This window comes from Actinoplanes sp. NPDC026623 (assembly GCF_040638275.1).
Classification (GTDB): Bacteria; Actinomycetota; Actinomycetes; order Mycobacteriales; family Micromonosporaceae; genus Actinoplanes.
In genome coordinates this window covers 1-23,677 of record NZ_JBEZXZ010000016.1, presented here as the reverse complement: position 1 = coordinate 23,677, position 23,677 = coordinate 1, and the positions used below count along the sequence as shown (strand labels likewise).

Here is a 23,677-nt window from a genome sequence, read left to right as displayed (position 1 = left end):
TCAGGGGCGGCGGGTCAGCACCTGGGGACCGTCGGCGGTGATGGCGACCGTGTGTTCGGAATGTGCGGTGCGGGAGCCGTCGGCGGAGCGGATCGTCCAGCCGTCGTCGTCGAACCTGATCTTGTCCGTGGAGCGGCAGAACCAGGGCTCGATGGCGATGGTGAGGCCGGGGTCGAGCCTCATGCCGCGGCGGGGCCGGCCGCTGTTGGCGACGTGCGGCGCCTCGTGCATGGTGCGGCCGATGCCGTGGCCGCCGAACTCCCCGTTGACGCCGTAGCCGTAGGAGTGCGCGACCTCGCCGATCGCGGCGGAGACGTCGCCGAGGCGGCCGCCGGGCTGTGCGGCCGCGATGCCGGCCTCCAGCGCGACCTCGGTGGCCTCGACCAGCTTGAGGTCGGCAGGGTCAGGCTCGCCGACGATGACGGAGAGCGCGGAATCGGCGACCCAGCCGTCGATGCCGAGCGCCATGTCGATGCTGAGCAGGTCGCCGTCGCGCAGCACGTAGTCGTGCGGCAGGCCGTGCAGCACCGCGTCGTTGACCGACAGGCACAGCACGTTGCGGAACGGGCCGCGGCCGAACGAGGGCGCGTAGTCCCAGTAGCAGGACTCGGCGCCGCGTTCCTTGATCCGGCGGCGGGCGTGGTGTTCGAGGTCCATCAGGTTGACGCCGACCGCGGCGACGCCGCCCAGGTCGGCGAGCAACTCGCCGACGAACCGGCCGGCCACTGCCATATGGCCGATCTCCTCGGCCGACTTGAGCTCGATCACGGTATTTTTATACCACCCCGGCCGGGGCGCTCCGGAGGGCTATCCTGCTGGCATGGTGCGCCAACCGCTTACCGCCGAACAGATCGCGGCCGGCCGGCGCCTCGGAGCCGCCCTCCGGGCCGCGCGGGCCGGCCGAAGCCTGGTCGAGGTGGCCCTGGCGGCGGGCATCTCACCCGAGACGCTGCGCAAGATCGAGGCGGGCCGCCTTCCCGCGCCGGCCTTCGGCACCGTGGTCTGCCTGAGCCACGCCCTGCGCGTCCCCCTCGGCGACCTGGCCGACGTCTGGCTGGCCGGCCCGCCCCGTCCGTCGCAGTGCCTAGCGGTCTCCGCCTCGACCTCGGCCGGATCCGTGCGGCCCGCCGGCTGATCGACCCGATGTTCCTGGACACCCCGCTGTACCGCTGCGAGTCGCTCGGCCGGGCGCTCGGCTGCACGCTGGACATCAAGCTGGAGACCGCCAACCCGGTTCGCAGCTTCAAGGGCCGTGGCGCCGAGGTCGTGGCGGGCCTGCTCGCGGACGGCGGCGGGCGGGCCCTGGTCTGCGCCAGCGCCGGCAACCTCGGGCAGGCGCTCGCCTGGTCGGGCCGTCGCCACGGCCTCGACGTGACGGTCGTGGCATCGCGCGCGGCGACCCCCGTCAAGCTCGACCGGATCCGCGGTCTCGGCGCCGAGCTCGAACTGGTCGACGGCGACATCGAGGTGGCACGCGAGCGCGCGGCGTCGATCGCGGGGCGGCGCGGCATCAGGCTGGTCGAGGACAGCCTGGACGTCGAGACCTGCGAGGGCGCGGCGACCATCGGCCTCGAACTGGCCGGCGGGCGCCCGTCCTTCGACGCCGTGCTCATCGCCCTGGGCGCGGGCGCGATGGCCACCGGCGTGGGCTACGTCGTGAAGGCCCTGCTCCCCGGCGCCGAGGTCATCTGCGTCCAGCCGCGGGGCGCGCCCGCGATGACCCGGTCCTGGCACGAGCGCCGGGTCGTCACCACGGACGCGACCGACACCATCGCCGACGGCGTCGCCGGCCGGCACCCCATCCCCGCCGTCCTGGACGACCTGCTGGCGGTGGCCGACGACGCCGTTCTGGTCTCCGAGGCGTCGATCGTCGCGGGCATGCGGCTGCTCCTGGAGCACGCGGGCCTGATCGTGGAGCCCTCGGCCGCCCTCGGGATCGCCGCGATTCTCCAGGACCCCGAACGTTTCGCCGACCGCAACATTGTGACCGTCATCTGCGGCAGCAACGTCGACCTGGACGCCTATCACCGCTGGGTCCGCGCCTGACGCCCGCGCCTCCGCTTGATCAAACAATGCAAACAATGCAAACACTGCAACTCCTTGTGATCACATCGATGGATCCCTATTCTTTGCCAGGAAAGCGCTTACCTGCCGCGGTGGTGGCGCGACGCAATCCTGACGATGAAGGTGAGACACGGATGAGACGATCAGTCGCTCTACGGTGGATAGCCGGGGGAGCCACCGCGATCATGAGCGCGGCAATCATGCTGACGCTGCCGACGCCGAACGCCCTGGCCGCCGACAACCTGAGCCTCGCCGGCGGTGCCGACGGCTCCAGCAAGGCCAGCGGCACCAGCTACGGCAACGTCAAGGACGCCAACACCGGCACCTACTGGTCACCGAACGCCGCCACCGGCTACGTATCGGTCAAGTGGGGCAGCGCCACGACGGTGTCCTCGGCCGTCATCATCCAGGCCTCGGGCGGCGGCTCGATCAATTCCTGGCGGCTGCTCAACGCCGACCAGGGCTCCGTCCTGGCCACCGGCAGCGGCAGCCCGAGCACCATCTCGTTCTCCTCGACCTCGCTGAAGAAGCTCACCTTCGAGATCCTCAGCGCGTCCAGCGCGCCGCGGATCGCCGAGTTCGAGACGTACGCCAGCGGCGGCTCGACCCCGACCACCGGCCCCACCACCAGCCCGGCGCCCAGCCCGACCGGCGGCAGCGGCACCCCGACCGGCCAGTGGCCGAGCTCGGCCGGCTCGGTGAAGATCTCCGGCACCGTCTCCGTCTCGGGGACCTTCGACGGCGGCATGAAGACCTACTGCTGCATCGGCGACGGCTCGCAGGACGAGTCACAGGACCCGATGTTCGAGATCGCCAACGGCGGCACCCTGCAGAACGTCATCCTCGGCTCGCCCGCCGGCGACGGCGTGCACTGCGAGGGCACCTGCACCATCAGGAACGTGTGGTGGAACGACATCGGCGAGGACGCCGCGACCTTCAAGGGCACCGGTGGCGGCACCAGCTATGTCATCGGCGGCGGCGCGAGGTCCGGCAGCGACAAGACGTTCCAGCACAACGGCAACGGCACGGTCAGCATCTCCGGCTTCTACCTCAGCGGCTCCGGCAAGCTGTACCGGGCCTGCGGCAACTGCTCCAGCTCGTACCAGCGCCACGTCAAGATCGACAACGTGCTGCTGAACGACATCGACATGGTCGCCGGCATCAACACCAACTGGGGCGACACCGCCACCATCACCCGCGTCACCATCAGCAACAGCTCCAGCCCGGTGGTCTGCGGCAAGTACAAGGGTGTCGCCAAGGGTAGCGAGCCGAGCTACCTGGGCGAAGGCTGGAACGACAGCAACTGCAAGGTCAACAAGAGCGACATCACGTACAAGTAAGCACGTCCTCGGAAAGGGGCGTTCACCGCGAGGTGGGCGCCCCTTCGCTCGGAAACGCCAGGAAGTGTCTCCCCCGTCGGGGCGGTCGCCGGTTGTCCAGCCATCTGCAGGTCGGCGGAGGCGGCGACCGTCGGCATCGGATCCCAATACATGATCCAGAGCCAAGCGAACCAGCGCACCGACCTGGCGGTGTTGAAGAGGCGGAGAGACGCCGCCCGCTGATGCGACGTCGCGCGAAGAGAGCGGATCGAGCAGCACCCGGTTCAGCGCGTCGTAGTCGTGCGTGTCGCTGGGCCTGGCGGCGAACACGTTGCCCGAGGCGGCTTCTGGGACAGGGCGGACGACGCGGAACGGCCGCCTCGCCTCTACGGCCCGGATCAGGACTGCAGTGGCTTCGAGGTCGCGGAAGCCGAGTTCGAAAGAAACTGGGTGCCGGAAGGCGAGTGACTGAGCGGCCGTCCATCCTCCGGCACGCCCGCAACGAGTCGGCGAACTCGTGCACCTGCTGGCCCGGAGGTTTCGTCAGACGGTCCTGTTAGCGTGCGGGCTGTGACGGGGATCGATGTTGAAAAGGCCACGCTGCATGAGTTCCTGGCCTATCAGCGGGCCAGTGTTCGGGCAATCATCTCGGGGTTGAGTGACGATGTCCTGCGGACTCCGGTGCTGCCGTCCGGGTGGACGCCGCTGGGGTTGGTGGAGCATCTGGCGCACGCCGAGGGCCACTGGTTCCAGGAGGTGACGACCGGCTTGGCGCAGGTGCTGCCATGGCCAGGCGGCGACTGTCCACCTTTGACGACGCCCCGGTCGTCGGCCGTGGTGCTCGAGTTCTATCGCGAACAATGCGCCCTGTCCGACAAGTTCATCACCGCGACCTCACTGGCCACGGAGCCGTTCGGCCGACATCACGATGAGCCGCTGGCCTCCCAGACCACCGACCTGCGCCGGATCATCCTCCACATGATCGAGGAAACCGCCCGGCACGCGGGCCATCTCGACGCCGCCCGCGAGCTGATCGACGGCCGCACCGGCCTCGGCCCACGCTGACCCGATCGTCGCTGCCGCCGATGGGTTCGGGTGGGTGGTTGGCTGGCGGTTGCCGGGGGTTTTGGGTGGGTGGGCAGCCGTGGTCGGTGAGTTGGGTTGCGACCGGCGGTGGCCGGCGTGCATTTCTTGGCGGTATATCGGCGGTCCCCGTCGTGGTGAATGGTTTTCGACTCTGCCGGATCTGTGCCGCCGGGTCATCCACTCCGACATCTTTCTCGGAGTGGCGATGGTGTGTTTGATGTTTGTCGTGCGTCGCGTGTCCTTTCAATGCCACAATATTTTGGCATGATCGACTACCGGTTGGGGGCTGCGTAATCCGCTCGATCGCGGGAGAATTTCGGAATGCGGCAGCTTCAGTTGTTTACCTCGGCGGAACTCGCCGGAATGCGTGATCGCACCGCCTCGCGTGCTTATTCTCCCGAGCGTGAAGCTTTTCGTCGCGACCATGAAACGCGGCGTGTTTGGGGCCTGATCCGGCGCCACGAAGAGCGGCTGCGGCAGCTGCGCGCCAGCTCGCGCACCGCTGGACCGGCCTTCCCGCACGAGAACGACCGGCAGCGCCACGCACACAACCCGTCCCCGCCCGCCGCGCCGAAATCCACGCCGCCCGATCCCGCACAAGCCCTCTCCACTGGGCCGACCAGCGCAGGACCAACCGGTGCTGGGCCGACCGGCCCGGGGCCGATGAGCTGGGCCGATCAGCGCTGGATCGATCTGCGCGTGGTCGATCAGCGCTGGATCGATCAGCGCAAGGCCGATCAGCGCAGGGCTGAGGAGCGCAGGGCCGATCAGCGCAGGGCCGAGGATGAGCGCAGGGCCGAGGATGAGCGCAGGGCGGAGGAGCGCAGGGCGGAGGAGCGTAGGGCCGACGAGCGCAGGGCTGAGAAGCGCAGGGCGGAGGAGCGTAGGGCCGACGAGCGCAGGGCCGAGCGGCGCGAGGCAGATCAGCGTAGAGCCGACGATCGTAAGGCTGATCAGCGGAGGCCGGAGGAGGTCAAGGCGGAGGAGCTCAGGGCAGGCACGGAGGGGGAGGGTCCTTACTCAAGGGGGGAGCGTGGGGCCGATCGGGCCGGGCTGATGGGCGTGGACCGACGAAACACCCCGATCTGCGAGCAGCCCGCACCCTGCCACGTCACGGGGCCACGCACGCGGAGCCTTGCCGGCGAGACCGGCGACTCGCATCCCGTCACGCAGCCCCACCGGGTGAACTCGTCCGCCGGTCCCGGGCGGAACGCCGTCCCGCGGAAGCCCGGAGACACCCCGCGCCTGTATGAACCGCACCCATGTCGACTGGGAGAGGCGCACCGAACGGATAAAGCGGCAACTGCCGGGTCGGGCCGAAGCGCCCATGCCATCAGGCCCAGGCGCCCCGTTCCGCGTCCGCCTTAACGCCGTTATCGGTCGCCCCTGAGTATTTCTTTTCGCATTCCGATTGATGGTCTGGGCATCTCACCTGCACTGGGCTGGGAAATATGGGGAGGTTCTCGACCCGAAACCTCAGGCTGTCCCAGATGGCGATCAGTGGTTGGCCGCGTGCTCAGCCGGTCTCTTGCTGTGCAGTTCGGAGTGGACCGCTATTTCCGCTGCGAATCTGGCCATTGGATCGGATGGAGCGGTTACAGCTCGTACCATTCGCCCAAACCGGCTGGCGAGACTGTGCGAACGAACTCCCGCATGGCCTTCCACGCTCGGTGGGCGCTTGTCGCGAAGTGGCCGGTGAACACCGCGCCCTCCGAGCCGGATCCGGGGTGCCGAGTGCATCTCTGCAGTGGAGCGGCTGGGGGAGGTATGCAGCGGTTGCGGCTGGCTGGAGATTGACTTCAGGCAGCGCGGTGGGGCCGCGCAGGAGGAGGCGGAACAAAAGGAGACTGGGAGGCGCGGCAGCTGCCGAGGTTACGCCTTGTGGACGGCGGGACGGGGGACGCTGCGTTAGGCTCCTGCGCCGTGGCTTGGGACTGGATCACGCCGGTGGGTAGTGGGGTTGTCGCGGTTGCTGGCCTCACCTTCGGGTGGGCCACCACGGTACGCAGCCAGCGGCAGACGGCCGACCTCGCGCGCGAGGGCAACCGGCATGCGCAGGCGCTGGCCGAGCTCGCCGGCGAACAGGGGCGCCGCCTCGAGGAGCTGCGGCATGAGCAGGCCGGCAGCGACCGTCGCGGGCAGCGGCTCGAGGAGTCCTACCTGGAGGTTGCCACCACGGTGGTCCGGGTCAGCTCCGCGCCGCTTCCCGATGCCGAGGATCTCGTGCGCGCCCGGGTGTTGGTGGGGCTCTTCGCTGAGGGTCCGGTCCGTGAGGCGTTCGACGCCTGGCTCGACCGGTTCGAGAAGCTTCGTTACGCGCTCGGCAAGCAGGCCGAGGCCGGCGACGAGCCCACCGGGAGCACCCGCGACCTGCACAGCCCCCGTGACATGTGGCGGCGGCAGGCCAACGATGCCCGCCTGAAGGAGGTCGACGCCCGCGAGCGGCTGATGACCGCGATGGCCGCCCATCTCGGCCGGTCCTCCTCCTGAGAGGGGTCATGGCGCCGGGCGTCCGCGTCCTATGCTGCGCGCATGACCGTCATCGATCTTGGACGGGCCGATCACGACGGTGCGGACCCGCCTGCCCCCTTCCGGCTGCGTCCGCTGCGCCGGCGCGAGCGGCGCCGGTTGCTGGTAGTGGTCGTCGCAGTGTTCTGCGTGCTCACGGCGACCGGTTCGGCGCGACCCGACCCGCGGGGACTGGTCCAGCTCTGGGACGTGCCGTTCGCCCTGGACGCCAATCAGTATCAGCTTTCCGGCGACGACGTGTTCGTGCTCGATCGTTCCGGCGACCGGCGGCTCACCGCCCGCGACGCCCGGACCGGCGCGGTGCACTGGTCGACCGTGGTCGGCGAGTCCTCCGAGCTTGCCGGCGTCGAGGCCGGCGCGCTACTGATGGCTGCGAGCCTCACCGCGATCAACCACGTGGAACCGGACGGCTCCCCGTTCACCCGGGAGTTCAGCCGGGAAACGGTGGCCGTCGACGCGGCGACCGGCCGGGAGCTTTGGCGGCAGCCCGGTGAGATCGCGGCCACCGTCGGCGACCGCGTCCTGCTGCTGGAGTGGGACGAGGTCGGCGAGCGGTCACGCCGGATCCGCATGGTGCGCCTGCGCGACGGCGGCACGGTGTGGTCGCGGGACGGCGCCGGCGCGGTCTCCTGGACGGTCGACATGACCCCCGGGGTACGGGTCGACCGCCTGTTTACCGTCAGCGCCGGCGGGCTGGCCGAGGTGATCGCGCTGACCGACGGGTCAGTCGTGACGACCGGGACGCTGGCGCCGCCCGGGGTGGGGCAGACCGAGGACCATTCGGTCGTCACCGTGCAGGGCCGTCAGCTGTACCAGGACCGGACGGGGCGGGGCCGGACCACGACCACCGCCTACGACATCGACACGCTGCGGCAACTGTGGACCATCGACGAGCCTGCGGGCGGCTCGTTCGGCTGCGGGCCGGTGTTGTGCCTCCTCGACGGCGAGTCGATCTCCGGACACGACAGGGCGACCGGCGCGCTGCTGTGGCGGCTCACCAAGACCGCGGCCGTCTACCCGCTGACCGGCGGCCGCCTGCTGTCCGAGGACGAGCACGGGGCCCGGCACACCGTCCTGGAGGGGGCCACCGGGCGGCGCCTCGCGGAGCTGGGTCGCGGCAAGCCGGTGTGGGACTCGCAGGGCCGCCTGACGTACCTGATCGCGGGAACCCTGCAGCCACCCGGGAGGACGTCGGTCAGCAGCATCGACCCGGAGTCCGCCGAGGTCGTGCTGCGCGGCACGGTCGCGCCGGCACAGACCTGCCGCAACGAGCGCGACCTGCTGATCTGCGTCACCGAGGACAACCGGCTGGCCGTCACGGACGTCGGCTGACCTCTGAACCCGAACCCGGACGCGGACCGGACCCGGACCCGGCCCCGGCCCCGAACCCGGACCCGGACGCGAACCCGGACCCGGGCCTGGGCGCGGACCCGGGCCTGGGCGCGGACCCGGGCGCGAACCCGGTTCGGACCCGCGCCCGGACCCGGACCCAAACCGGCCCGACACCTCGCGGGCCGGGTACGGCTCAGCCGAGCTCCACCGGTGTGCCAGGGGTGAGCCAGTGCAGGCGGTCCGCCAGTCCGGCGGCGGCGAAGCGGGCGGTGACGTCCGCGCGGTCCTCGGTGAAGTGCCGCCACGAGGTGTAGTGGACGGGTACGACGGTGTGGGCGTTGAGGGAGCGGGTGAGCGCGGCCGCCTGCTCGCCGTCCATGCTGATCAGCCGGCCGTTGCCGTACTCCTTGAAGCGGGCGGCGCCGAGGTGCAGCAGGGCGTGACCGATGGTGAAGCGGCGCCCGATCTCGTCGAGTTCGTCGATGTGGACGGTGTCGCCGGAGACGTAGACGGCTTCGGTCTCGCCGGGTACCTCGACGACGAAGCCGATGACGTCGCCGACGTGCTCGGCGGGTGTGCCCGTGATGCGGAGGGTCCGGCCGGCCACGGTGAGTTCGTGGGTGGCCCAGGGTGCGAGTCCGATGGCCGCGCCGCCGAGGCGGGCGGCGCCGCTGACGGTGGTGACGACGGGGCGCCCGGCGAGCAGCGTCCGGCCGGTGACGTCGAGATTGTCGGCGTGCTCGTCGTGGCTGAGCAGGATGGCGTCGATCCGCGGCAGGTCGCAGGCTTCGATCGCGGGGCCGGCCGTGCTGCGCAGGACGATCGGCCCGTACGGGTATTCGGATTGTGCGGGGTCGAAGACGGGGTCGGTGAGCAGGCGCAGGCCGCCGATCTCCAGCAGGACGGTCGCGGTGCCGATGTGGGTCACGGTGATCTTCATGGCGGTTCTCCAGTCGGGGCATGCCGAAGGTCGGCGCGGCGCACGATCGCGCCGCGTCCGGGGACAGGGACGGGGACGAGGAGGGGGAGGGTCAGGTTGTGGCGGAGGCCCGGAAGCGGTCGCGGTATTCGCCGGGCGTGGTGCCGAGGCGGTCGCGGACGACCCGGTAGAGGGTTTCGACCGAGCCGAACCCGCAGGCGCCGGCGATGTCGGTGGCCAGCCGGTCGGTGCGTTCGAGCAGCCGGCGGGCGGCCTCCAGCCGCATCTGCTCGACGAAGGCGCCGGGTGTGCTGCCGGTCTCGGCGAGGAACACCCGGCCGAAGTGCCGCTCGCTCATCGCCATCCGGGTGGCGAGCGCGGGCACCGACAGGTCGCCGTCGAGGTGCTCGCCGATCCAGCGGCGCAGGCCGCGGATGTCCTCGCGGGTGCCCGGCTGCTGGGCCAGGGGGACGCTGAACTGGCTCTGCCCGCCCGGCCGCTGCATGTACATCACCATCGCGCGGGCGACGTCGAGGGCGACCTGGTCGCCGTGGTCCTCGGCGACCAGCGCCACGGCGAGGTCGATCGAGGCGGTGATGCCGGCGCTGGTCCACATCCGCCCGGACCGTACGAAGATGGGGTCGGCGTCGACCTCGATCGCGGGGTGGTCCGCGGCGAGCCGCCCGGCGGTGGCCCAGTGTGTGGTGACCCGATGGCCGTCGAGCAGCCCGGCGGCGGCGGTGATGTGCGCGCCCGCACACACCGACGCCACCCGGGCCGCGGCCGGGCCCGCCTCGCGCAGCCAGGTCACCACCCCGGGGTCGACCCGCGGCACCGAGCCGGCCGGGCCGATGTCCACCCGGCCGGGCACCACCAGCGTCCCGATCGGCTCCCGCTGCCCGGCGAACTCGTGCTCGGCGTACAGGTGGACGCCGGAGAAGGTCGGCACCGGGCCGCGGCGCTCGGCGACCGGGCGCACCTCGTAGCTCCCGCGCCGTCCCCGCATGCGCAGCATCTGGTTCGCGATGGCGAACGCCTCGGCGGGGCCGGTCACGTCCAGCGCGTCGATGCCGGGGAACAGGGCGATCACCACGAGGTGGGGGTCACGGAGCGAGGCGTTCATGCCGCAACTCTCGCCCGCCGCGGACCTGTCTGCAATGACGCGACTCTGTAGGATTCCGCCACGAGTGTTAGCCGTCGGTCAGGCCCAGCATCCATTCCAAACCGTGGCGGGTGGCGGCGATGCCGGGTACGCGGGACTGCGCGGTGAAGATGAGCACCCGGTCGTCCTTGCGCGGGTACAGGTAGATGCCCCGCTACCACGAGAGGATCCGCACGCCCTGGCCCATCTCGCGGCGGTCGATGACCGTCTGGCCCGCGCCGACCAGCTTGTCCGGGTCGGCGACGTGCACCGGGCCCTGCACGGTTATCGACGTCTCGCCCTCGCCGGCGAGGCAGTACGGGTCGGCTGTCGACTCGATGCTGAAGCCGGACGGCCAGGCCACGTCGAAGTTGCTGGTCTCGATGACCCAGAACGGGTGGTCCGGGCCGGGCCCCACGTCGACGATGCCGGGCACGACGATCGCCCTCGCGGGGCCGTCGTCCCGCCAGCGCGTCACCGCCACCGCGTCGGACCCGGCGTCGAGGCGTTCGAAGGTGTACGGCCAGTGCGGCACCAGCGCGAGGCCGTGCCCGGTGAGGCGGGCGAAGACGTGTCCCGCGCACTCTGGATCGCCGCCGGGTAGGTCGTGCATACTGCCGTCGATGATCATCGAGCCTGACCGGGACGCCCTGCGCGCCGCCCTGGACCGCGAGACCAGCCGGCTGGTCGAGCGGGTCCGGTCCAGCGCGCATCTGGACGGCCGGGCGCCCGGCCTCGACTGGACCGCCGGCCAGGTGGCCGCGCACCTCTGCGTGGTCTACCGCGCCTTCGCGCTGGCCGTACGCGGCGAGGAGCTGAGCCAGGAGATCGTCGAGAACATGGGCGCGGGGGAGACGCTGCCTGACGTGGTCGCGTCGACGAACGCCCGGGCGCTGGCGGTGGTGTCGTTCCCGGGGCCGCGCGAGGCCGCCGCCGGGTTGCGCGAGTGCGCCGACGAACTGCTCGCCGCGCTGGACACCGGCCCGGACCTGCGGGCCGCCCGGCCCACGCCCTGGTACGGGGCCGGCGTCACCCGCACCGTCGGCACCCTCGCCGCACTCACCGTCAGCGAGAGCGTGGTGCACGGGTTCGACCTCGCGGGAGCGCTGCGGACGCGGCCGTGGCTGGACGAGCAGTCCGCCGCGGCGGCCGCACCGACCGTGATGAGCGAGATGCTGCCGCTGCTCGTCGACCCGGTCGGCGCCCGCGGGTTCACGGGCAGCTTCGAGGTGCGCGTCCGGCGGGCGCCCCGGTTCCTGCTCCGGCTGGAGAACGGGAAGGCGCGGGCGGCGCCGGTCGAGGGCCGCGAGGCCGACTGCGTCCTGTCCCTGTCGGGAGTCGACGCGCTCCTGGTCGGCTTCCGCCGGCGCCAGCTGTGGCAGTCGATCGCGTCCGGCGGCGCGTTCGCCTTCGGCCGCCAGCCGTGGCTCGGCCTGCGGTTCCACACGCTGTTCCGGCTTCCGTAACGCCTCTCGCGGCGTGAGGCCGGGCCGCGGATGAAGAGTGAACCCACACGTGGTGGACGGCTCCGCCGTATTCTTCGTGGTACAGAACCGGTTTGAGCCCGTCGAGCTCGAGCGGCCCGATCGAGGATCGCGTGCCCGGCGATCGGGTCGGGCGGCGGCGGCTCGTCGCCGATCCGGTCCATCGGGCCGACCACGACCCCGACGCGGATGAACCGTCCGAGGGTGAAGCGCGCATTCGACAGCGGCAGCGCCCAGTGCCCGCCCTCCATGCCGCGCACGGTGTCAGAAGAACAGACGGCGACGTAGACGTGAAACATCCGTCGCAAACCGCGACGCATCGATGAGTCCCTGCGACCATCTCCCGAGACTTCGAGGAGGGGCATCAGGTGAGCGGGGAACCTGCCAAAAGGAAACGGTCGCGGGCGCCGCGCTGGGCGAGCGTGTGCATCGCGGTCGGCGCGGTGCTGAGCGTGACCAGTGGGGTGACGCTGGCGGGGATGCAGATCCTGGTCAGCCGGTACGCGAACGCGGTCGCCACCGAGGATCTGCTCGGGGATTCGGCCGCGGGCGCCGCCAAGGCGAAGGTCAGCGACATCAAGGGCCCGCTGAACATCCTGCTCGTCGGCATCGATCCGCGTAAGGCCGAGACCCGGCCGCTGGCCGACTCCATCATGGTGGCGCACGTCCCGCCCGGCCTCAAGCAGGTCTTCCTGTTCTCCATGCCGCGGGACCTGCTCGTCGACATTCCGGCGTTCGACAAGAACGGATTCCGCGGCGGCCGGGACAAGCTCAACGCGGCGATGTCGTACGGCAGCGTGGTGCCCACCGGCAACCCGAACACCGCGCGCGGCTTCGAACTGCTCAGCCGTACGGTGAGCAAGCGCACCGGCATCAAGTCCTTCTCCGCCGGCGCGATCATCAACTTCGCCGGGTTCAAGGAGATCGTCGACGCCATGGGCGGCGTCACCATGACAATCGACGAGCGCACCAGGTCCGAGCACCTCAAGCCGGACGGCACCGGCCGTACGCTCGGGCCCAGCAAGCTGCACTACATCGGCCCGCAGAAGGTCTACGAGAAGGGCACCCAGCACCTCAAGGGCTGGGAGGCGCTCGACTTCGTCCGCCAGCGGTACGGCCTCAAGGGCAGCGACTACGCCCGCCAGCGCCACCAGCAGCAGTTCGTCAAGGCGATGGCGGAGCAGGCGCTGAGCAAGAACGTGGCCACCAACCCGGTGAAGCTGGACAAGGTGCTGCGCGCCGCAGGCAAGGCGCTCATCTTCGACGGCAAGGGGCACACCGTCGTCGACTGGGGGCTGGCGCTCAAGGGGATCAGCCCGGACAACATCACGATGATCAAGCTGCCCGGCGGGGCGGAGATCATCGGGGGTGACTACCGGGGCGAGGTGTTGCGGGACACCGCGGACGAGTTCTTCGCCGCGCTGCGGGCCGAGAAGCTCCCGGAGTTCGTGATCGAGCACCCGGAGTTCATCAACACCGCGCAGTGAGGTCCGGCGCCGTGGTCACCTGGGCCCGCGGACACCGGCGGCCCAGCTCAGCGCCGATCCGTGCCCCGTGCGGGTCCGCCACGATCACCCGGCGGACCCGGGACAGGTCGAGCCGGGGCAGCGCCTCCCGGCGCGCCGCCCGCCACAGCAGCCGGGCCCGCACGACCGCGTACCCGCGCAGGATGACCTTGTCGTGCACCGCGGCGCCGACCTTGACCCGGACCCGCTCGGCGGAGCCGATCAGCGCCCCGGCGAGCGGTCCCGGCGTACGCGCGGCGGACCTCAGCGTGCCGGACCGGGCCCGGCCGGACCGCGGCCGTCGAGGGCCGGCCGCCAGGTCGTGCACCCGGACCAGCGGGTCCAGCGGCCCCAGCGTCCGGGGGCCGGAGACGATGAGGTCGACGCCGATGCCGCGCCCGGCCAGGTCGCGCACGAGCGCGTGGCTGCGGTGGACCCGCCGGGGGTCGACGGCGACCACCACGACCCGGTCGGCGGGGGCGCCGGCGGCGGGCGGGCGGTCCGGCGGCGGGCGCTCCGGCGCGAAGAACGTCCGCAGCCGGGCCGCCACCGATTCGCTGCCGTAGCGCGCGATCAGCACCTCGCGGGCCGCCGGCAGGTCCAGCTCGCCGAGCCGGTCCCGCAGCCTGCGGTAGCCCTCGGCGATGACCTCCGGATCGTCGACCGGCTCGATGAGCAGCCCGGCCCGGCCGTCCAGCCCGGCCATCGTCTCCCGGGGCCCGTCGCTGCCCGCGACCAGGACCGGGGTGCCGGTGGCGATCGCCTCGACGACCGTCATGCCGAACGTCTCCTTGCGGCTGGCGTGCACCAGCAGGTCGTGCTCGTGCAGCAGCCCGGTGACCTCCTGGGGCGCCACGGGCGGGCGCCAGGTGACCCGGCCGCCGAGTCCGAGGGCGGCGATCCGGGCGTCGACCTCGTCCTGCGCCGGGCCGGCGCCGACCAGGGTCAGCGTGACCGAGGGGTCCTCGGCGGCGATCCGGGCGAAGCCGTCGACGAGGGTCAGCACGCCCTTGTGTTCCATCAGGCGACCGGCGTAGAGCCAGCGGGACAGGTCGCGTGGCGGCTGCGGGCGGACCGCGAACCGCTCGAAGTCGATCGCGTTGGGCACGATCGCCAGTTTGGCGGCGTAGTCCGGGAAGTAGCTGCTGAGCTGATCGAACAGCGAGCGGCCGACGCAGAGCAGGGCGTCGGCGCGGTCCAGCATCCGGGCGTACGCCTGCTGGGCACCCTCCTGCTCGAAGATCAGCGGCAGGAAGGTCGCGTGTTCGGTGACCACGATCCGCGCGTCCGGGCGGGCCAGCCGGGTCGCGACGATCCCGCCCAGCATGCCGATGTGCGCGTGCACCACCGGCGCTTCGATCCGGCCGGTCGGCAGGGCCGCCGCCAGCGCCCGCGCCTGCGCCTCGGCGAACGCCAGGTAGCCGCGGCCGGACGCGGTCGGCACCGCGACGCGGGTGAGTTCGCCCTCCGCGGTGTCGAGCACCACGGCCTGGCGGAACAGCTCCGCCGCCGCGCCGACGAGCTGCCCGGTGAACCGCTGCGGCGAGTAGAACCAGCTCTCCGTGTGCAGGATCGCGACCCGGTCGAAGCCGGGGCCGACCGCCGCCGCGGTGGCCTGCACGAAGGCCCCGGCGAACGCGTCGGCGGGGGAGGGGTACCAGGGCGTGAGCACGGCGAGGTCGGCGGGCGCGGTGCGCCGCGCCGGATCGTCCGACGGCTCGAGGCGTACGGGCAGGCCGGGGTGGCGGCGGCGGAGCGCCCACGCCACCGGCATCGCCTCGGGGTCGCCGGCGATCAGCAGGCCGGCGCCGGGCACCGGTGAGTCCGGGCCGAGCAGCAGCCGCCGGGCGGACCGCAGCGTTTCGCGGGTGGTGCCCGCCGGCAGCCGGTGCACGGTGGCGGCGGGCGGCAGCGGAACGCCGTCCCACTCGTCGCGGGTGGCGATGACGAGGACGACGTCGGCGCCGCCGGCGGCGAGCCGGCCCGCGTACGCCGCGGTCGCCCCCACTCGCCGGCCGCCGAGCGCGAGGCAGACGACGCGCGGCACGGTCACCCTCGCACGCGCAGGGCGACGGAGTCGTAGAGCTCCTCCAGCAGCCGCGTCTGCGTGCCGAGGTCGAAGTACGCCTCCGCGTGCCGCCGGGCCTGGCGGCCCAGCCGTTCGCGCAGCGGCTCGTCGGCCAGCAGCCGCTCGATGTTGCGGGCCAGCGCGGTCCGGTCGCCCTCGGTGCCGAGCAGACCGGTCCGGCCGTCGATGACGGCCTCCGGAATTCCACTGTGCCGGGTCGACACCGTCGGGAGGCCCACCCGGGCCGCCTCCAGGATCGTGGTCGGCAGCCCCTCGGCGTCGCCGTCCGGCGCCGTCTTCGACGGCGACACGAAAATCTTCGACGTGGCCATTATCCGGGCGACCGCGGCCGGGTCCTGTGCGCCGAGGAACGTCGCGTCCAGCCCGAGGCCGGCCGCGCGGGCCCGCATCGCGTCGTGCAGCGGGCCGGCGCCGACGAACAGGGCCCGGGGGCGGACGCCGGTGAGCAGCCCGAGGGCCTCGATGAGGTCGTCGATGCCCTTCTTGGCCACGAAGCGGCCGACGAAGAGCACGTCCCAGATCCGGGCCGGCGCCGGCGCGACCCGGGGCGCGGGCACGCCGATGTGATGCACCTTCACCTTGGCGGGGTCGGCGCCCAGGGCGATCGCCTGCTGCCGGAGGTGCCCGGAGACCGCGATCACGAGGGAGGCGCGCCGGAAGGCGGTGCGCAGGTTGCGCCGGTACCGCAGGCCGCGCGGGCCCGGTGCGTTCGGCTGGCGGGTCACGTCCTGGCCGTGCACGGTGATGACCAGCGGGATGCGCAGCTCGACGGCGGCCCGGCTGATCAGCCACCCGTCGCCGCCGAAGTGCGCGTGGACCACCGCCGGGCGCAGGGCCGCCAGGTGGGCGCGCAGCCGCGGCGACCTGCCGGTGACCCGTAACCGCAGGAATTCCAGCCGCCCGGCCGCCGAGTCGGGGAAGGCGATCACGTCGGTGGCCTCGGCCAGGCAGGACGGCTCCCTGGCCGTACCGAGGAAGGCCGGCCGCCATCGGGTCAGCGCCGCGGCCTGGTTGCGCACGAAGGTCTCCGAACCCGCCAGCAGCCGGCTGCGGAAGACCGCGACCACCGGCTCCTGCGCCCTCACAGGCGGACTTCGTCGGCGACCACGGCCGCGGTGCGCCGGCTCGCGCGGCCCCGTCCGAGCAGCGCGTCGCGCAGGGTGCGGCGCAGCTGCGGCGGGATCAGCCAGATCTGCAGATAGGTCAGGTAGTCGACGGCGCGCGGGTCGCCGTGCCGCCGGGCCTGCGCGAGGAGGCTGAAGAAGATCCGGGGACTGCGCGTGGTCGCGGCCATCGAGCAGATCACGCTCATCGTCAGCGCGGCGTACGCCCGGCGGGTGAGCAGCGGGCGGATCCGCTCCAGCCACTGGAGCTGCTGCGGAAACGGCGACTCGCCGCTGATCCGCGGCCGGTCCTCGTCGGTGTGCCAGACGACCAGCGGCTCGGGCGCGATGAGCAGCCCCGACTCGCCGCCGGCGGTGGCCCGCAGCGCCCAGTCGAGCTCCTGCATCCGGCGCAGCCCCACGGTGAACGGGACGCGGCGCAGCAACTCGGTCGGCGCCATGATCGTCGACGTCTGAATGAAGCCCTCGCCGTGGAACAGCCCCCGCCGGACGGTGAAGTACTCGGACAGCGGCTCGCCGTCGGCCGGCAGCCGGCGCGGCATGATCAGCTCGGCGCGCGGGGTGCGGTTGAGGAGCCGGCTGGCGACGACCGGCAGGGCGATCGGCGAGCGCCGGGCGAGTTCGAGCTGGACCTCCAGCTTGGTGGGCAGCCACTCGTCGTCGTCGTCGAGCAGCGCGGTCCACGGCGCCCGCGCCTCGCGGATGCCGACGTTGCGGGCGTTCGGCGCGCCACCCTTGCCGGGCAGCGAGACCAGGCGCAGGCGCCCGTCCGGGATCGCGGTGAGCGCGGCGACCGTCGCGGGATCCGGGCCGTCGATGACGACGATGACCTCGATGGCGGTGACGGTCTGCGCGAGCACGCTGTGCACGGCGCGCAGAACCAGGTCGGGCCGCTTGAAGGTCGGGATGACCACGCTCACGTCTGGGGTGAGGGACATAGGGGCGAAAGATAAGGCTCGATGGTACCGCGACGGTGAATTGACGGCGGCCGGAAGAAGTACAGAGCGAAAGCTCATGGCGCCCGGAAAAGCGCGGATGAACGGCGCGCGAACAGCGCTCACCGGCACCTTTCGGCGGGTCCGGATCGCCGTATGCTCGCCGACGTTCCGGCCGGCGGAGAAAGCGGAGTAACGGGTCCATGAGTCGTGTCGTCATGCTGGTGGACAACGGCGTCGACGGCGACTCGCGGGTGCAGAAGGCCGCGCGTTCGGCCGCCGCGGCCGGCTGGGACGTGACCCTGCTGGGCTGCTCGCCCACCGGCACCGCGCGGAGCCGCCAGCTGGGCCGGGCCGAGGTCCGGATCCTGCCGCTGGGAACCCCGGCGACGCTGCGGGCGCGGCTGGTCGCCCGCGGCGGCCCGCTGCTGCGGGCGGCCCGGCTGGCGCGGCGCCCGCTGGAACACGCCCAGGTGCTGCTCTGGCGGGCGCTGCGGGGCGACCGCTGCTGGCGGCGGCTCGAGCCGGGCCTGTGGAACTACGAGCGGACCTTCGGGCCGGTGATCGACGCCCTGGCGCCGGACCTCATCCACGCGCACGACTTCCGGATGCTGGGGGTCGGCGCCCGGGCGGCGGCCCGTGCCCGGGCCGCCGGGCGGTCGGTCGCCCTGGTCTGGGACGCGCACGAGTTCCTCCCCGGCGCCGCGCCGCGTCGCGACAACGCCCGCTGGCTGCCCGCCCACCTGGCGTACGAGCGCGAGTACGTGCCGTGCGCCGACGCGGTGGTGACCGTCTCGGAGGAGCTCGCCGACCTGCTGCGCCGCGAGCACAACCTGGCCACCCGCCCCACTGTCGTCCTGAACGCGCCGGAGGCCGCCACCCCCGGCGAGGTGCCGGACCTGCGGGGGCGCTGCGGGGTCGAGGCGTCGACGCCGCTGCTGGTGTACGGCGGCTCCGCCACCGCCCAGCGCGGCCTGGACACCGTCGTCGAGGCGCTGCCGACGCTGCCCGGCGTCCACCTGGCCCTGGTGGTGAACGACCCGTCGACGCCGTACCTGCGGTCGCTGCTGGCCACCGCCGACCGGCTCGCCGTCGCGGACCGGGTCCACCCGGTGGGCTACGTGGCGCCCGATCAGGTGCCCGCCTACCTCGCGGCGGCCGACGCCGGGGTGATCCCGATCCACCACTGGCCGAACCACGAGATCGCCCTGATCACCAAGTTCTTCGAGTACTCGCACGCCCGCCTGCCGATCGTGGTCAGCGACGTGCGGACGATGGCCGCCACCGTCCGGGCCACCGGCCAGGGCGAGGTGTTCCCCGCGCAGGACACCGCCGGCTTCGCGCGCGCGGTCCGGGCCGTGCTCGCCGACCCGGGGCGCTACCGGGCGGTCTACGACGCCCCGGACGGCCCCCTCGCGGGCTGGACCTGGGAGGCGCAGGCGGTCCGGCTGGACGCGGTCTACCGCAGCCTGCTGCGGCCGGCTGGCCGGGTGAGCACCGCATGAGCGCGCCCGACATCAGCATCGTGGTGCCGGTCTACAACACCATGCCGTACCTGACCCGGTGCCTGAACTCGCTGGCCGGGCAGAGCATCGGGCTCGACCGGATGCAGATCATCGCCGTGGACGACGGCTCGACCGACCGCAGCGGCGCGGAGCTGGACCGGTTCGCCGAGCGCCATCCGGGCGTGGTCACCGTCATCCACCAGGCCAACTCGGGCGGGCCCGCGGGACCGTGCAACCGCGCCCTCGACGTGGCGACCGGCCGGTACGTCTTCTTCGTCGGCGCCGACGACCACCTCGGCACCGAGGCCGCCGAGCGGCTGGTCACCATGGCCGACACGTACGGCTCCGACGTCGTGCTGGGCCGGGTGGTCGGCGTGCACAGCCGGCACATCTACCAGGACGTCTTCGCCCGCAACGAGGCCGACCTGGACCTCTTCGACTCGCCGCTGCCCCGGTCGCTGGCGAACACCAAGCTCTTCCGCCGCGAACTGCTCGACACGCACGGCATCCGCTACCGCGAGGACATGCCGGTCGGCAGCGACCTGCCGTTCACCCTGGCGGCCTGCTACCACGCCCGGCGGATCTCGGTGCTTGCGGACTACGACTGCTACTTTGCCGTACGCCGGTTCAGCGCCACCAACATCACCTACCTGAGCCGGCACGCGGAGCGGCTGCGCACCGCCGAGGCGATCGTGGCGTACGTCGCGGAGCTGATCGAGCCCGGCAAGCGGCGCGACGCGGTCCTGCTCCGGCGCTTCGACCACGAGATCGCCCGGCTGGTCGAGGACGACCTGCTGCGCCTCGACCGGGCCACCCAGGAACTTGTACACCGCGGCGTCGGCCGGCTGGTTGCCGAGCATCTCAGCGACGACATCGCCGCCGGGCTGAACGCCGAGACCCGGATCCGGCTGGCGCTGACCCGGGACGGCACCGTGGACGACCTGCTGGCGGCCGTCCGGCAGGACGCGTGTGCCGGCGTGCCGCCGACGGTCGTCGCCGAGGGCCGCCGCTACGCGGCCTATCCGGGGCTCTCGGTCGCGCCCGGCCCCTGCGTCGACGTGACCACGGCGCCGGACTGGGCCGCCAAGCTCGACGCGGTCGCGGCCGCCTGGGAGACCGACGAGCACGGCGAGCGGGTGCTGTCCCTGACCGCGCACACCCCCGCCACGGACCTGGGCGATCGGCTCACGGCCGGGGCCGAGGAGGTCGCCGCGCAGGTCACGGTGCTCGCCGCCGACGCCGGCGGCACCACCCTGCGGCTCCGCCTGCGCGCCGCCGAGTTGCTGGTCGGCAGCGGCCCGACCGGCCGACGGCGGATCGTCTCGGCGCAGGCCGGGCCGTACGACCCGGCCCGCGCGCCGGGTGCCGAGAACGCCACCGGCGCGGCGGGGGCGGCCGCGGTCCGCGCGCCCCGGCTGCGCCGCAAGCCCTCGGCCGTACGCCGCAGCGGCGCCCGGCTGTACGTGCTCACCCCGGTCGTGGATGTCTCCGGCCGCCTGATGATCTCCGTGGTGCCGGTGACGGCCAACCGGGTGACCGCCCGCCTGCGCCGCCCGCGCCGCACCTGACCGACCGCCCGGATACGCAGCGGATTGCTGCGGGTACCGGAGACGTTCACGTTCCGGACATCGAAGTGTGGCGTTCTGCTGGCCGACCGGGTGGAGCGTGAGGGCGACCCATTCTCCTTTCACCGAAGCGATGGTCATGATCGCAATTCCGGTCGTTCTCCTGGCAGCTTTCATCGGCGTCGTCCTGGCCGCGGTCGACGGCCCCTATCCGCACGACAAGGCGCGGATCGAGCGGCTCAGCTTTCTGCTGCTGGTCGCCGGCGCACTGACGATGACCGGGGGCGGGGTCTACGCCGCACGCGGCCTCCTGTTCGACTGAGCTATTTCAACGTGGCCCGCGGCAGTGCCCGGCGGCAGCGCCCGGGGCACCACCCGGCGGCAGCGCCCAGGGCAGTGCCCGGCGGCACCACCCGGGGCAGTGTCCGGCGGCACCACCCGGGGCAGTGTCCGGCGGCAGTGGCCGGCGGCAGTGCCCGGCGGAGGTGGACGGCCCGGTCCGCCTAAGGCCGCAATGACGCATAGAGCGTCGCCACGAAACGCGACACCGTTCGCAGGTCGGGCTCGCCGCCACGGAAGCGGCTGTCCACCGGCCTGCTCGCCGGGGCGTTCGGCTACGGCGGGGTCAACGTCGTGACCGCGTTCAAGCAGGTGCCCGTCGACGTGCGCCTGACCTTCCACGCCGCGTTGATGCACATGAACGGCCCGGTGATGCAGACGACCATGGAGGTGGCACGCTGGTGCTCGCCGCCGTCGACCGGGGACCGCGACGGCTCGCGGCGGCGGCCGCGGGCGGCTGACGTAAACGTTCGTCGTGCCGTTCGCGGCGATCCCGTATTTCTCGAAATTGTGCAGGAGATACAGGAGCACCGCGAGCCAGCCGAGTCAGGCGGGGTCCCGCCATCGCGAGACGAACAGATCCGCGCGCAGCGCGTTGGTCGCCATCAGCACGACCGTGAGCACCACCCCGGGCCCAGTCCGATCCAGGGCCACTCGAGTCCGAGCGTCGAGAACACGCGCGCCACCTTCCAGCACGGCGGTCGCCCGCCACCTGTAATTAGGTGACTGTAAAAATAAGCGGTCGGGGCGCGATCAGGTGATCTACAGCCCCGGCGAGGCGCCGCTCGCGGACCGCTGCCGCACGCTGGTCAGGGGCGCGAGCTGCACCGTCCAGGTGCGGGCCGCGCCGACGACCTGGATCGCCCGGCAGAGCAGGTCGCAGCCCAGCTGGGGCGTGCCCTCCGCGAAGCCGCGATTGATCAGGCTGATGGCTCGCGGGTGGTCACCGGTCTGCAGGGCGTCCTCGAGGCCGGCGGCCAGGACCGCGGCGAGCGCGGCGTGGAAACTGTCGGCACCCTTTTCGCGAAGCGTCTTGGCGGGCTCGCGCAACGTTCCTGCAGGGACCATGGGCGGGGCTAGCACGAGGGTCGTTCTCCTCTGGTGTCGATGAGCTCGGCCGATGACCCGGGCAGATCGGGGGATGGGGCGGGGGTTGTCCTGTGGGACTGCCGAGACCCGCGCAGCACGCCCGGTAGGCGCTGGCTCGCCGACGACGTCGGCGAGCTGATCCACCAGTAGTCTACCCGCTGTGCGGCGACGGCGACCGGTCCAGCGGGCGCGGGTCCGGCGCGCGACGCCGGGGGCGCTCGGCGAGCCAAGATCCACGTCAGCACCGGGAGAGCAACCCGCACCGTGTCCCACGCCCGGGACGCCGCGCCGGCCGGGCACGGTGCTGCTGCTCGCCGACGGGTTCGGCCCGGCCGGGGAGCAGCGCGGCGCCGGCCGGTCAAGGTCAGCGTGACGCTCACCGTGCCGACCGGTGACACCGGCGCCGACCAGGCAGCCCTGGCCGCCCCGGCGGTGCCGGGCAACCGGCCGGGCCAGGTGCTGGCCGCCCCGGCGGTGCCGGGCAACCGGCCGGGCCAGGTGCTGGCCGCCCCGCCGGTGCGGGGCAACCGGCCGGGCCAGATGCTGACCGCCCCGGCGGTGCCGGGCAACCGGCCGGGCCAGGTGCTGGCCGCCCCGGCGCCGGCGGCTTCCGCGTCGGCGGCGCCGGAGGAGGGCAGCTTCTCGGCGGACTGGCTGCCGGACTTCTCGGCCCGCTGGTTCTGGACCGCCGGCGGCGTCCTGGCCGCGGTCGCCGGCCTGATCGGCTTCTCCTGGACGCGGCGACGCCGTCCGTGAGGTGTGTGAAGTTCGGGAAGACCCGAACTCCCGGGTGGCGCCGGTCACGGTCGACCGGGATGCGGAATCCGGCGATCGGCCGTGCGGTTCGCGCTGGTATGACGACAATCGGGCACATCGGCAGCGGAAACATCGGCTCCACAGTGGCGCGGCTGGCGGTCGCCGCCGGCTACGACGTGGTGCTCAGCAACTCCCGCGGCCCCGAGACACTGCAGGATCTGGTCGCCGAGCTGGGCCCGCGGGCCCGCGCCGGCACCCCGGCCGAGGCCGCCGCGGCCGGCGACATCGTGATCGTCACCGTCCCGTTGAAGGCCTACCGCGACGTTCCGGCCGAGGCCCTGGCCGGCAAGGTGGTGATCGACACCAACAACTACTACCCCGAGCGCGACGGCGTCTTCCCCGAGCTGGAGGACGGCTCCTCCACCACCGGCGAGCTGCTGCAGCGCCACCTCGCTTACGCCCACGTGGTGAAGGGCTTCAACAACATCTACTTCAAGCACCTGGCGACGCTGGCCCGGCCGGCCGGCGCGGCGGACCGCACCGCCCTGCCGATCGCGGGCGACGACCCGGACGCCAAGCGCACGGTCACCGAGTTCCTCGACCGCATCGGGTACGACACCGTCGACGTCGGACCGCTCGCGGAGAACTGGCGGACCCAGCGGGACACCCCCGTCTACGTGACCCCGTACGGTGCCTTCGCCGAGCCGGTCGGCACCCCCGCCGACGCCCGGACCGTGCGGGAGGCGGTCGCCGCGGCCAAGCCGCAGGCGGGCTGAGCCGGAGGCGGGGGGGGGGCGCGGGGCCGCCCCCCCCGGCGGCCGGGCGGGGGTCGGTACGCCAGGCACAGCCTCTGCGCGCCCGGGAGGGGGGGGGTGGGTGTGCGTGGCGTGGGCCGG

The 23,677-nt window shown here is 72.6% G+C and carries 23 protein-coding genes; 14 read left to right on the top strand and 9 right to left on the bottom strand.

Translation table 11 applies throughout. From position 1 onward, the window contains the following. Complete coding sequence (map, locus tag AB0F10_RS07480; RefSeq protein ID WP_360621058.1) at window positions 1–768, bottom strand: type I methionyl aminopeptidase; 768 nt, start codon at window positions 766–768, stop codon at window positions 1–3. A 52-nt stretch (window positions 769–820) separates the two neighbouring features. On the opposite strand from map, the gene AB0F10_RS07475 reads away from it, so the two are divergent. The 4 genes from AB0F10_RS07475 (at window position 821) to AB0F10_RS07460 (ending at window position 4,448) form a co-directional block, all read left to right on the top strand. Next, complete coding sequence (locus AB0F10_RS07475) at window positions 821–1,135, top strand: helix-turn-helix transcriptional regulator (protein ID WP_360621056.1); 315 nt, start codon at window positions 821–823, stop codon at window positions 1,133–1,135. After that, window positions 1,081–2,046 (top strand): pyridoxal-phosphate dependent enzyme, encoded by a 966-nt coding sequence (locus AB0F10_RS07470; protein ID WP_360621054.1) that lies wholly within the window; start codon window positions 1,081–1,083, stop codon window positions 2,044–2,046. Before AB0F10_RS07475 ends, AB0F10_RS07470 begins: the two co-directional genes overlap by 55 nt. A 203-nt stretch (window positions 2,047–2,249) precedes the next feature. Further along, window positions 2,250–3,404 (top strand): pectate lyase, encoded by a 1,155-nt coding sequence (locus AB0F10_RS07465; protein WP_360621052.1) that lies wholly within the window; start codon window positions 2,250–2,252, stop codon window positions 3,402–3,404. Between the two features lie 549 nt (window positions 3,405–3,953). Next, window positions 3,954–4,448 carry a DinB family protein gene (locus AB0F10_RS07460; protein ID WP_360621050.1) on the top strand — a complete coding sequence of 165 codons (495 nt, stop codon included), beginning with the start codon at window positions 3,954–3,956 and terminating at the stop codon, window positions 4,446–4,448. Window positions 4,449–4,712: 264 nt separating this feature from the next. Here AB0F10_RS07460 and AB0F10_RS07455 read toward each other — a convergent pair whose 3' ends face one another. Beyond that, window positions 4,713–5,012, bottom strand: coding sequence for a hypothetical protein (locus AB0F10_RS07455; protein ID WP_360621048.1), 300 nt, complete (start codon window positions 5,010–5,012; stop codon window positions 4,713–4,715). Between the two features lie 1,380 nt (window positions 5,013–6,392). Here AB0F10_RS07455 and AB0F10_RS07450 point away from each other — a divergent pair. Next, complete coding sequence (locus tag AB0F10_RS07450; protein ID WP_360621046.1) at window positions 6,393–6,959, top strand: hypothetical protein; 567 nt, start codon at window positions 6,393–6,395, stop codon at window positions 6,957–6,959. Between the two features lie 42 nt (window positions 6,960–7,001). After that, on the top strand, window positions 7,002–8,330 hold the full coding sequence (locus tag AB0F10_RS07445) for a PQQ-binding-like beta-propeller repeat protein (protein WP_360621044.1): 1,329 nt from the start codon (window positions 7,002–7,004) through the stop codon (window positions 8,328–8,330). Window positions 8,331–8,523: 193 nt separating this feature from the next. On the opposite strand, the gene AB0F10_RS07440 is transcribed toward AB0F10_RS07445, so the two are convergent. The 3 genes from AB0F10_RS07440 to AB0F10_RS07430 all read right to left on the bottom strand — a co-directional run bounded on the left by AB0F10_RS07440 (window position 8,524) and on the right by AB0F10_RS07430 (window position 11,003). Next, complete coding sequence (locus tag AB0F10_RS07440) at window positions 8,524–9,270, bottom strand: MBL fold metallo-hydrolase (protein WP_360621042.1); 747 nt, start codon at window positions 9,268–9,270, stop codon at window positions 8,524–8,526. Window positions 9,271–9,361: 91 nt separating this feature from the next. Next, complete coding sequence (locus AB0F10_RS07435; RefSeq protein WP_360621040.1) at window positions 9,362–10,372, bottom strand: helix-turn-helix domain-containing protein; 1,011 nt, start codon at window positions 10,370–10,372, stop codon at window positions 9,362–9,364. Window positions 10,373–10,565: 193 nt separating this feature from the next. Then, window positions 10,566–11,003: a hypothetical protein gene (locus tag AB0F10_RS07430; protein WP_360621038.1), complete on the bottom strand. Its 438-nt coding sequence runs from the start codon at window positions 11,001–11,003 to the stop codon at window positions 10,566–10,568. Window positions 11,004–11,013: 10 nt separating this feature from the next. Here AB0F10_RS07430 and AB0F10_RS07425 point away from each other — a divergent pair, with 10 nt between their 5' ends. Further along, window positions 11,014–11,856, top strand: a complete 843-nt coding sequence (locus tag AB0F10_RS07425; RefSeq protein WP_360621036.1) for a DinB family protein — start codon at window positions 11,014–11,016, stop codon at window positions 11,854–11,856. Between the two features lie 386 nt (window positions 11,857–12,242). Then, on the top strand, window positions 12,243–13,361 hold the full coding sequence (locus tag AB0F10_RS07420; protein WP_360621034.1) for an LCP family protein: 1,119 nt from the start codon (window positions 12,243–12,245) through the stop codon (window positions 13,359–13,361). Here AB0F10_RS07420 and AB0F10_RS07415 read toward each other — a convergent pair. From AB0F10_RS07415 to AB0F10_RS07405, 3 genes are read right to left on the bottom strand one after another with little or no spacing between them, the layout of a single operon-like run. Continuing rightward, on the bottom strand, window positions 13,345–15,432 hold the full coding sequence (locus tag AB0F10_RS07415; protein WP_360621032.1) for a glycosyltransferase family 4 protein: 2,088 nt from the start codon (window positions 15,430–15,432) through the stop codon (window positions 13,345–13,347). The genes AB0F10_RS07420 and AB0F10_RS07415 overlap by 17 nt on opposite strands. Further along, window positions 15,429–16,553: a glycosyltransferase gene (locus AB0F10_RS07410; protein ID WP_360621030.1), complete on the bottom strand. Its 1,125-nt coding sequence runs from the start codon at window positions 16,551–16,553 to the stop codon at window positions 15,429–15,431. Before AB0F10_RS07410 ends, AB0F10_RS07415 begins: the two co-directional genes overlap by 4 nt. Then, on the bottom strand, window positions 16,550–17,530 hold the full coding sequence (locus AB0F10_RS07405; RefSeq protein ID WP_360621028.1) for a glycosyltransferase family 2 protein: 981 nt from the start codon (window positions 17,528–17,530) through the stop codon (window positions 16,550–16,552). Before AB0F10_RS07405 ends, AB0F10_RS07410 begins: the two co-directional genes overlap by 4 nt. 215 nt (window positions 17,531–17,745) lie before the next feature. Here AB0F10_RS07405 and AB0F10_RS07400 point away from each other — a divergent pair, with 215 nt between their 5' ends. The 4 genes from AB0F10_RS07400 (at window position 17,746) to AB0F10_RS07385 (ending at window position 21,662) form a co-directional block, all read left to right on the top strand. Beyond that, entirely contained in the window at window positions 17,746–19,032 is a 1,287-nt protein-coding gene (locus AB0F10_RS07400) for a glycosyltransferase family 4 protein (protein ID WP_360621169.1), read from the top strand. Beyond that, on the top strand, window positions 19,029–20,600 hold the full coding sequence (locus AB0F10_RS07395; protein ID WP_360621026.1) for a glycosyltransferase: 1,572 nt from the start codon (window positions 19,029–19,031) through the stop codon (window positions 20,598–20,600). The genes AB0F10_RS07400 and AB0F10_RS07395 overlap by 4 nt, the downstream gene beginning before the upstream one ends. A 97-nt stretch (window positions 20,601–20,697) precedes the next feature. Continuing rightward, window positions 20,698–20,919 carry a hypothetical protein gene (locus AB0F10_RS07390; protein ID WP_360621025.1) on the top strand — a complete coding sequence of 74 codons (222 nt, stop codon included), beginning with the start codon at window positions 20,698–20,700 and terminating at the stop codon, window positions 20,917–20,919. Window positions 20,920–21,230: 311 nt separating this feature from the next. After that, window positions 21,231–21,662: a hypothetical protein gene (locus AB0F10_RS07385; protein WP_360621023.1), complete on the top strand. Its 432-nt coding sequence runs from the start codon at window positions 21,231–21,233 to the stop codon at window positions 21,660–21,662. A gap of 36 nt (window positions 21,663–21,698) precedes the next feature. On the opposite strand, the gene AB0F10_RS07380 is transcribed toward AB0F10_RS07385, so the two are convergent. After that, complete coding sequence (locus AB0F10_RS07380) at window positions 21,699–22,004, bottom strand: hypothetical protein (protein WP_360621021.1); 306 nt, start codon at window positions 22,002–22,004, stop codon at window positions 21,699–21,701. Window positions 22,005–22,394: 390 nt separating this feature from the next. On the opposite strand from AB0F10_RS07380, the gene AB0F10_RS07375 reads away from it, so the two are divergent. Then, entirely contained in the window at window positions 22,395–22,781 is a 387-nt protein-coding gene (locus tag AB0F10_RS07375; RefSeq protein WP_360621019.1) for a hypothetical protein, read from the top strand. A gap of 98 nt (window positions 22,782–22,879) precedes the next feature. Then, complete coding sequence (locus AB0F10_RS07370; protein ID WP_360621017.1) at window positions 22,880–23,557, top strand: NADPH-dependent F420 reductase; 678 nt, start codon at window positions 22,880–22,882, stop codon at window positions 23,555–23,557. The last annotated feature ends 120 nt before the right edge of the window (window positions 23,558–23,677 follow it).

Bases quoted from the DNA above. Each gene is read 5' to 3' on its own strand.
- AB0F10_RS07395 (WP_360621026.1), top strand. From the start codon at position 19,029: ATGAGCGCGCCCGACATCAGCATCGTGGTGCCGGTCTACAACACCATG.
- AB0F10_RS07400 (WP_360621169.1), top strand. From the start codon at position 17,746: ATGCTGGTGGACAACGGCGTCGACGGCGACTCGCGGGTGCAGAAGGCC.
- AB0F10_RS07425 (WP_360621036.1), top strand. From the start codon at position 11,014: ATGATCATCGAGCCTGACCGGGACGCCCTGCGCGCCGCCCTGGACCGC.
- AB0F10_RS07430 (WP_360621038.1), bottom strand. From the start codon at position 11,003: ATGCACGACCTACCCGGCGGCGATCCAGAGTGCGCGGGACACGTCTTC.
- AB0F10_RS07465 (WP_360621052.1), top strand. From the start codon at position 2,250: ATGAGCGCGGCAATCATGCTGACGCTGCCGACGCCGAACGCCCTGGCC.
- AB0F10_RS07475 (WP_360621056.1), top strand. From the start codon at position 821: ATGGTGCGCCAACCGCTTACCGCCGAACAGATCGCGGCCGGCCGGCGC.
- AB0F10_RS07435 (WP_360621040.1), bottom strand. From the start codon at position 10,372: ATGAACGCCTCGCTCCGTGACCCCCACCTCGTGGTGATCGCCCTGTTC.
- AB0F10_RS07440 (WP_360621042.1), bottom strand. From the start codon at position 9,270: ATGAAGATCACCGTGACCCACATCGGCACCGCGACCGTCCTGCTGGAG.
- AB0F10_RS07380 (WP_360621021.1), bottom strand. From the start codon at position 22,004: ATGGTCCCTGCAGGAACGTTGCGCGAGCCCGCCAAGACGCTTCGCGAA.
- AB0F10_RS07445 (WP_360621044.1), top strand. From the start codon at position 7,002: ATGACCGTCATCGATCTTGGACGGGCCGATCACGACGGTGCGGACCCG.
- AB0F10_RS07370 (WP_360621017.1), top strand. From the start codon at position 22,880: ATGACGACAATCGGGCACATCGGCAGCGGAAACATCGGCTCCACAGTG.
- AB0F10_RS07405 (WP_360621028.1), bottom strand. From the start codon at position 17,530: ATGTCCCTCACCCCAGACGTGAGCGTGGTCATCCCGACCTTCAAGCGG.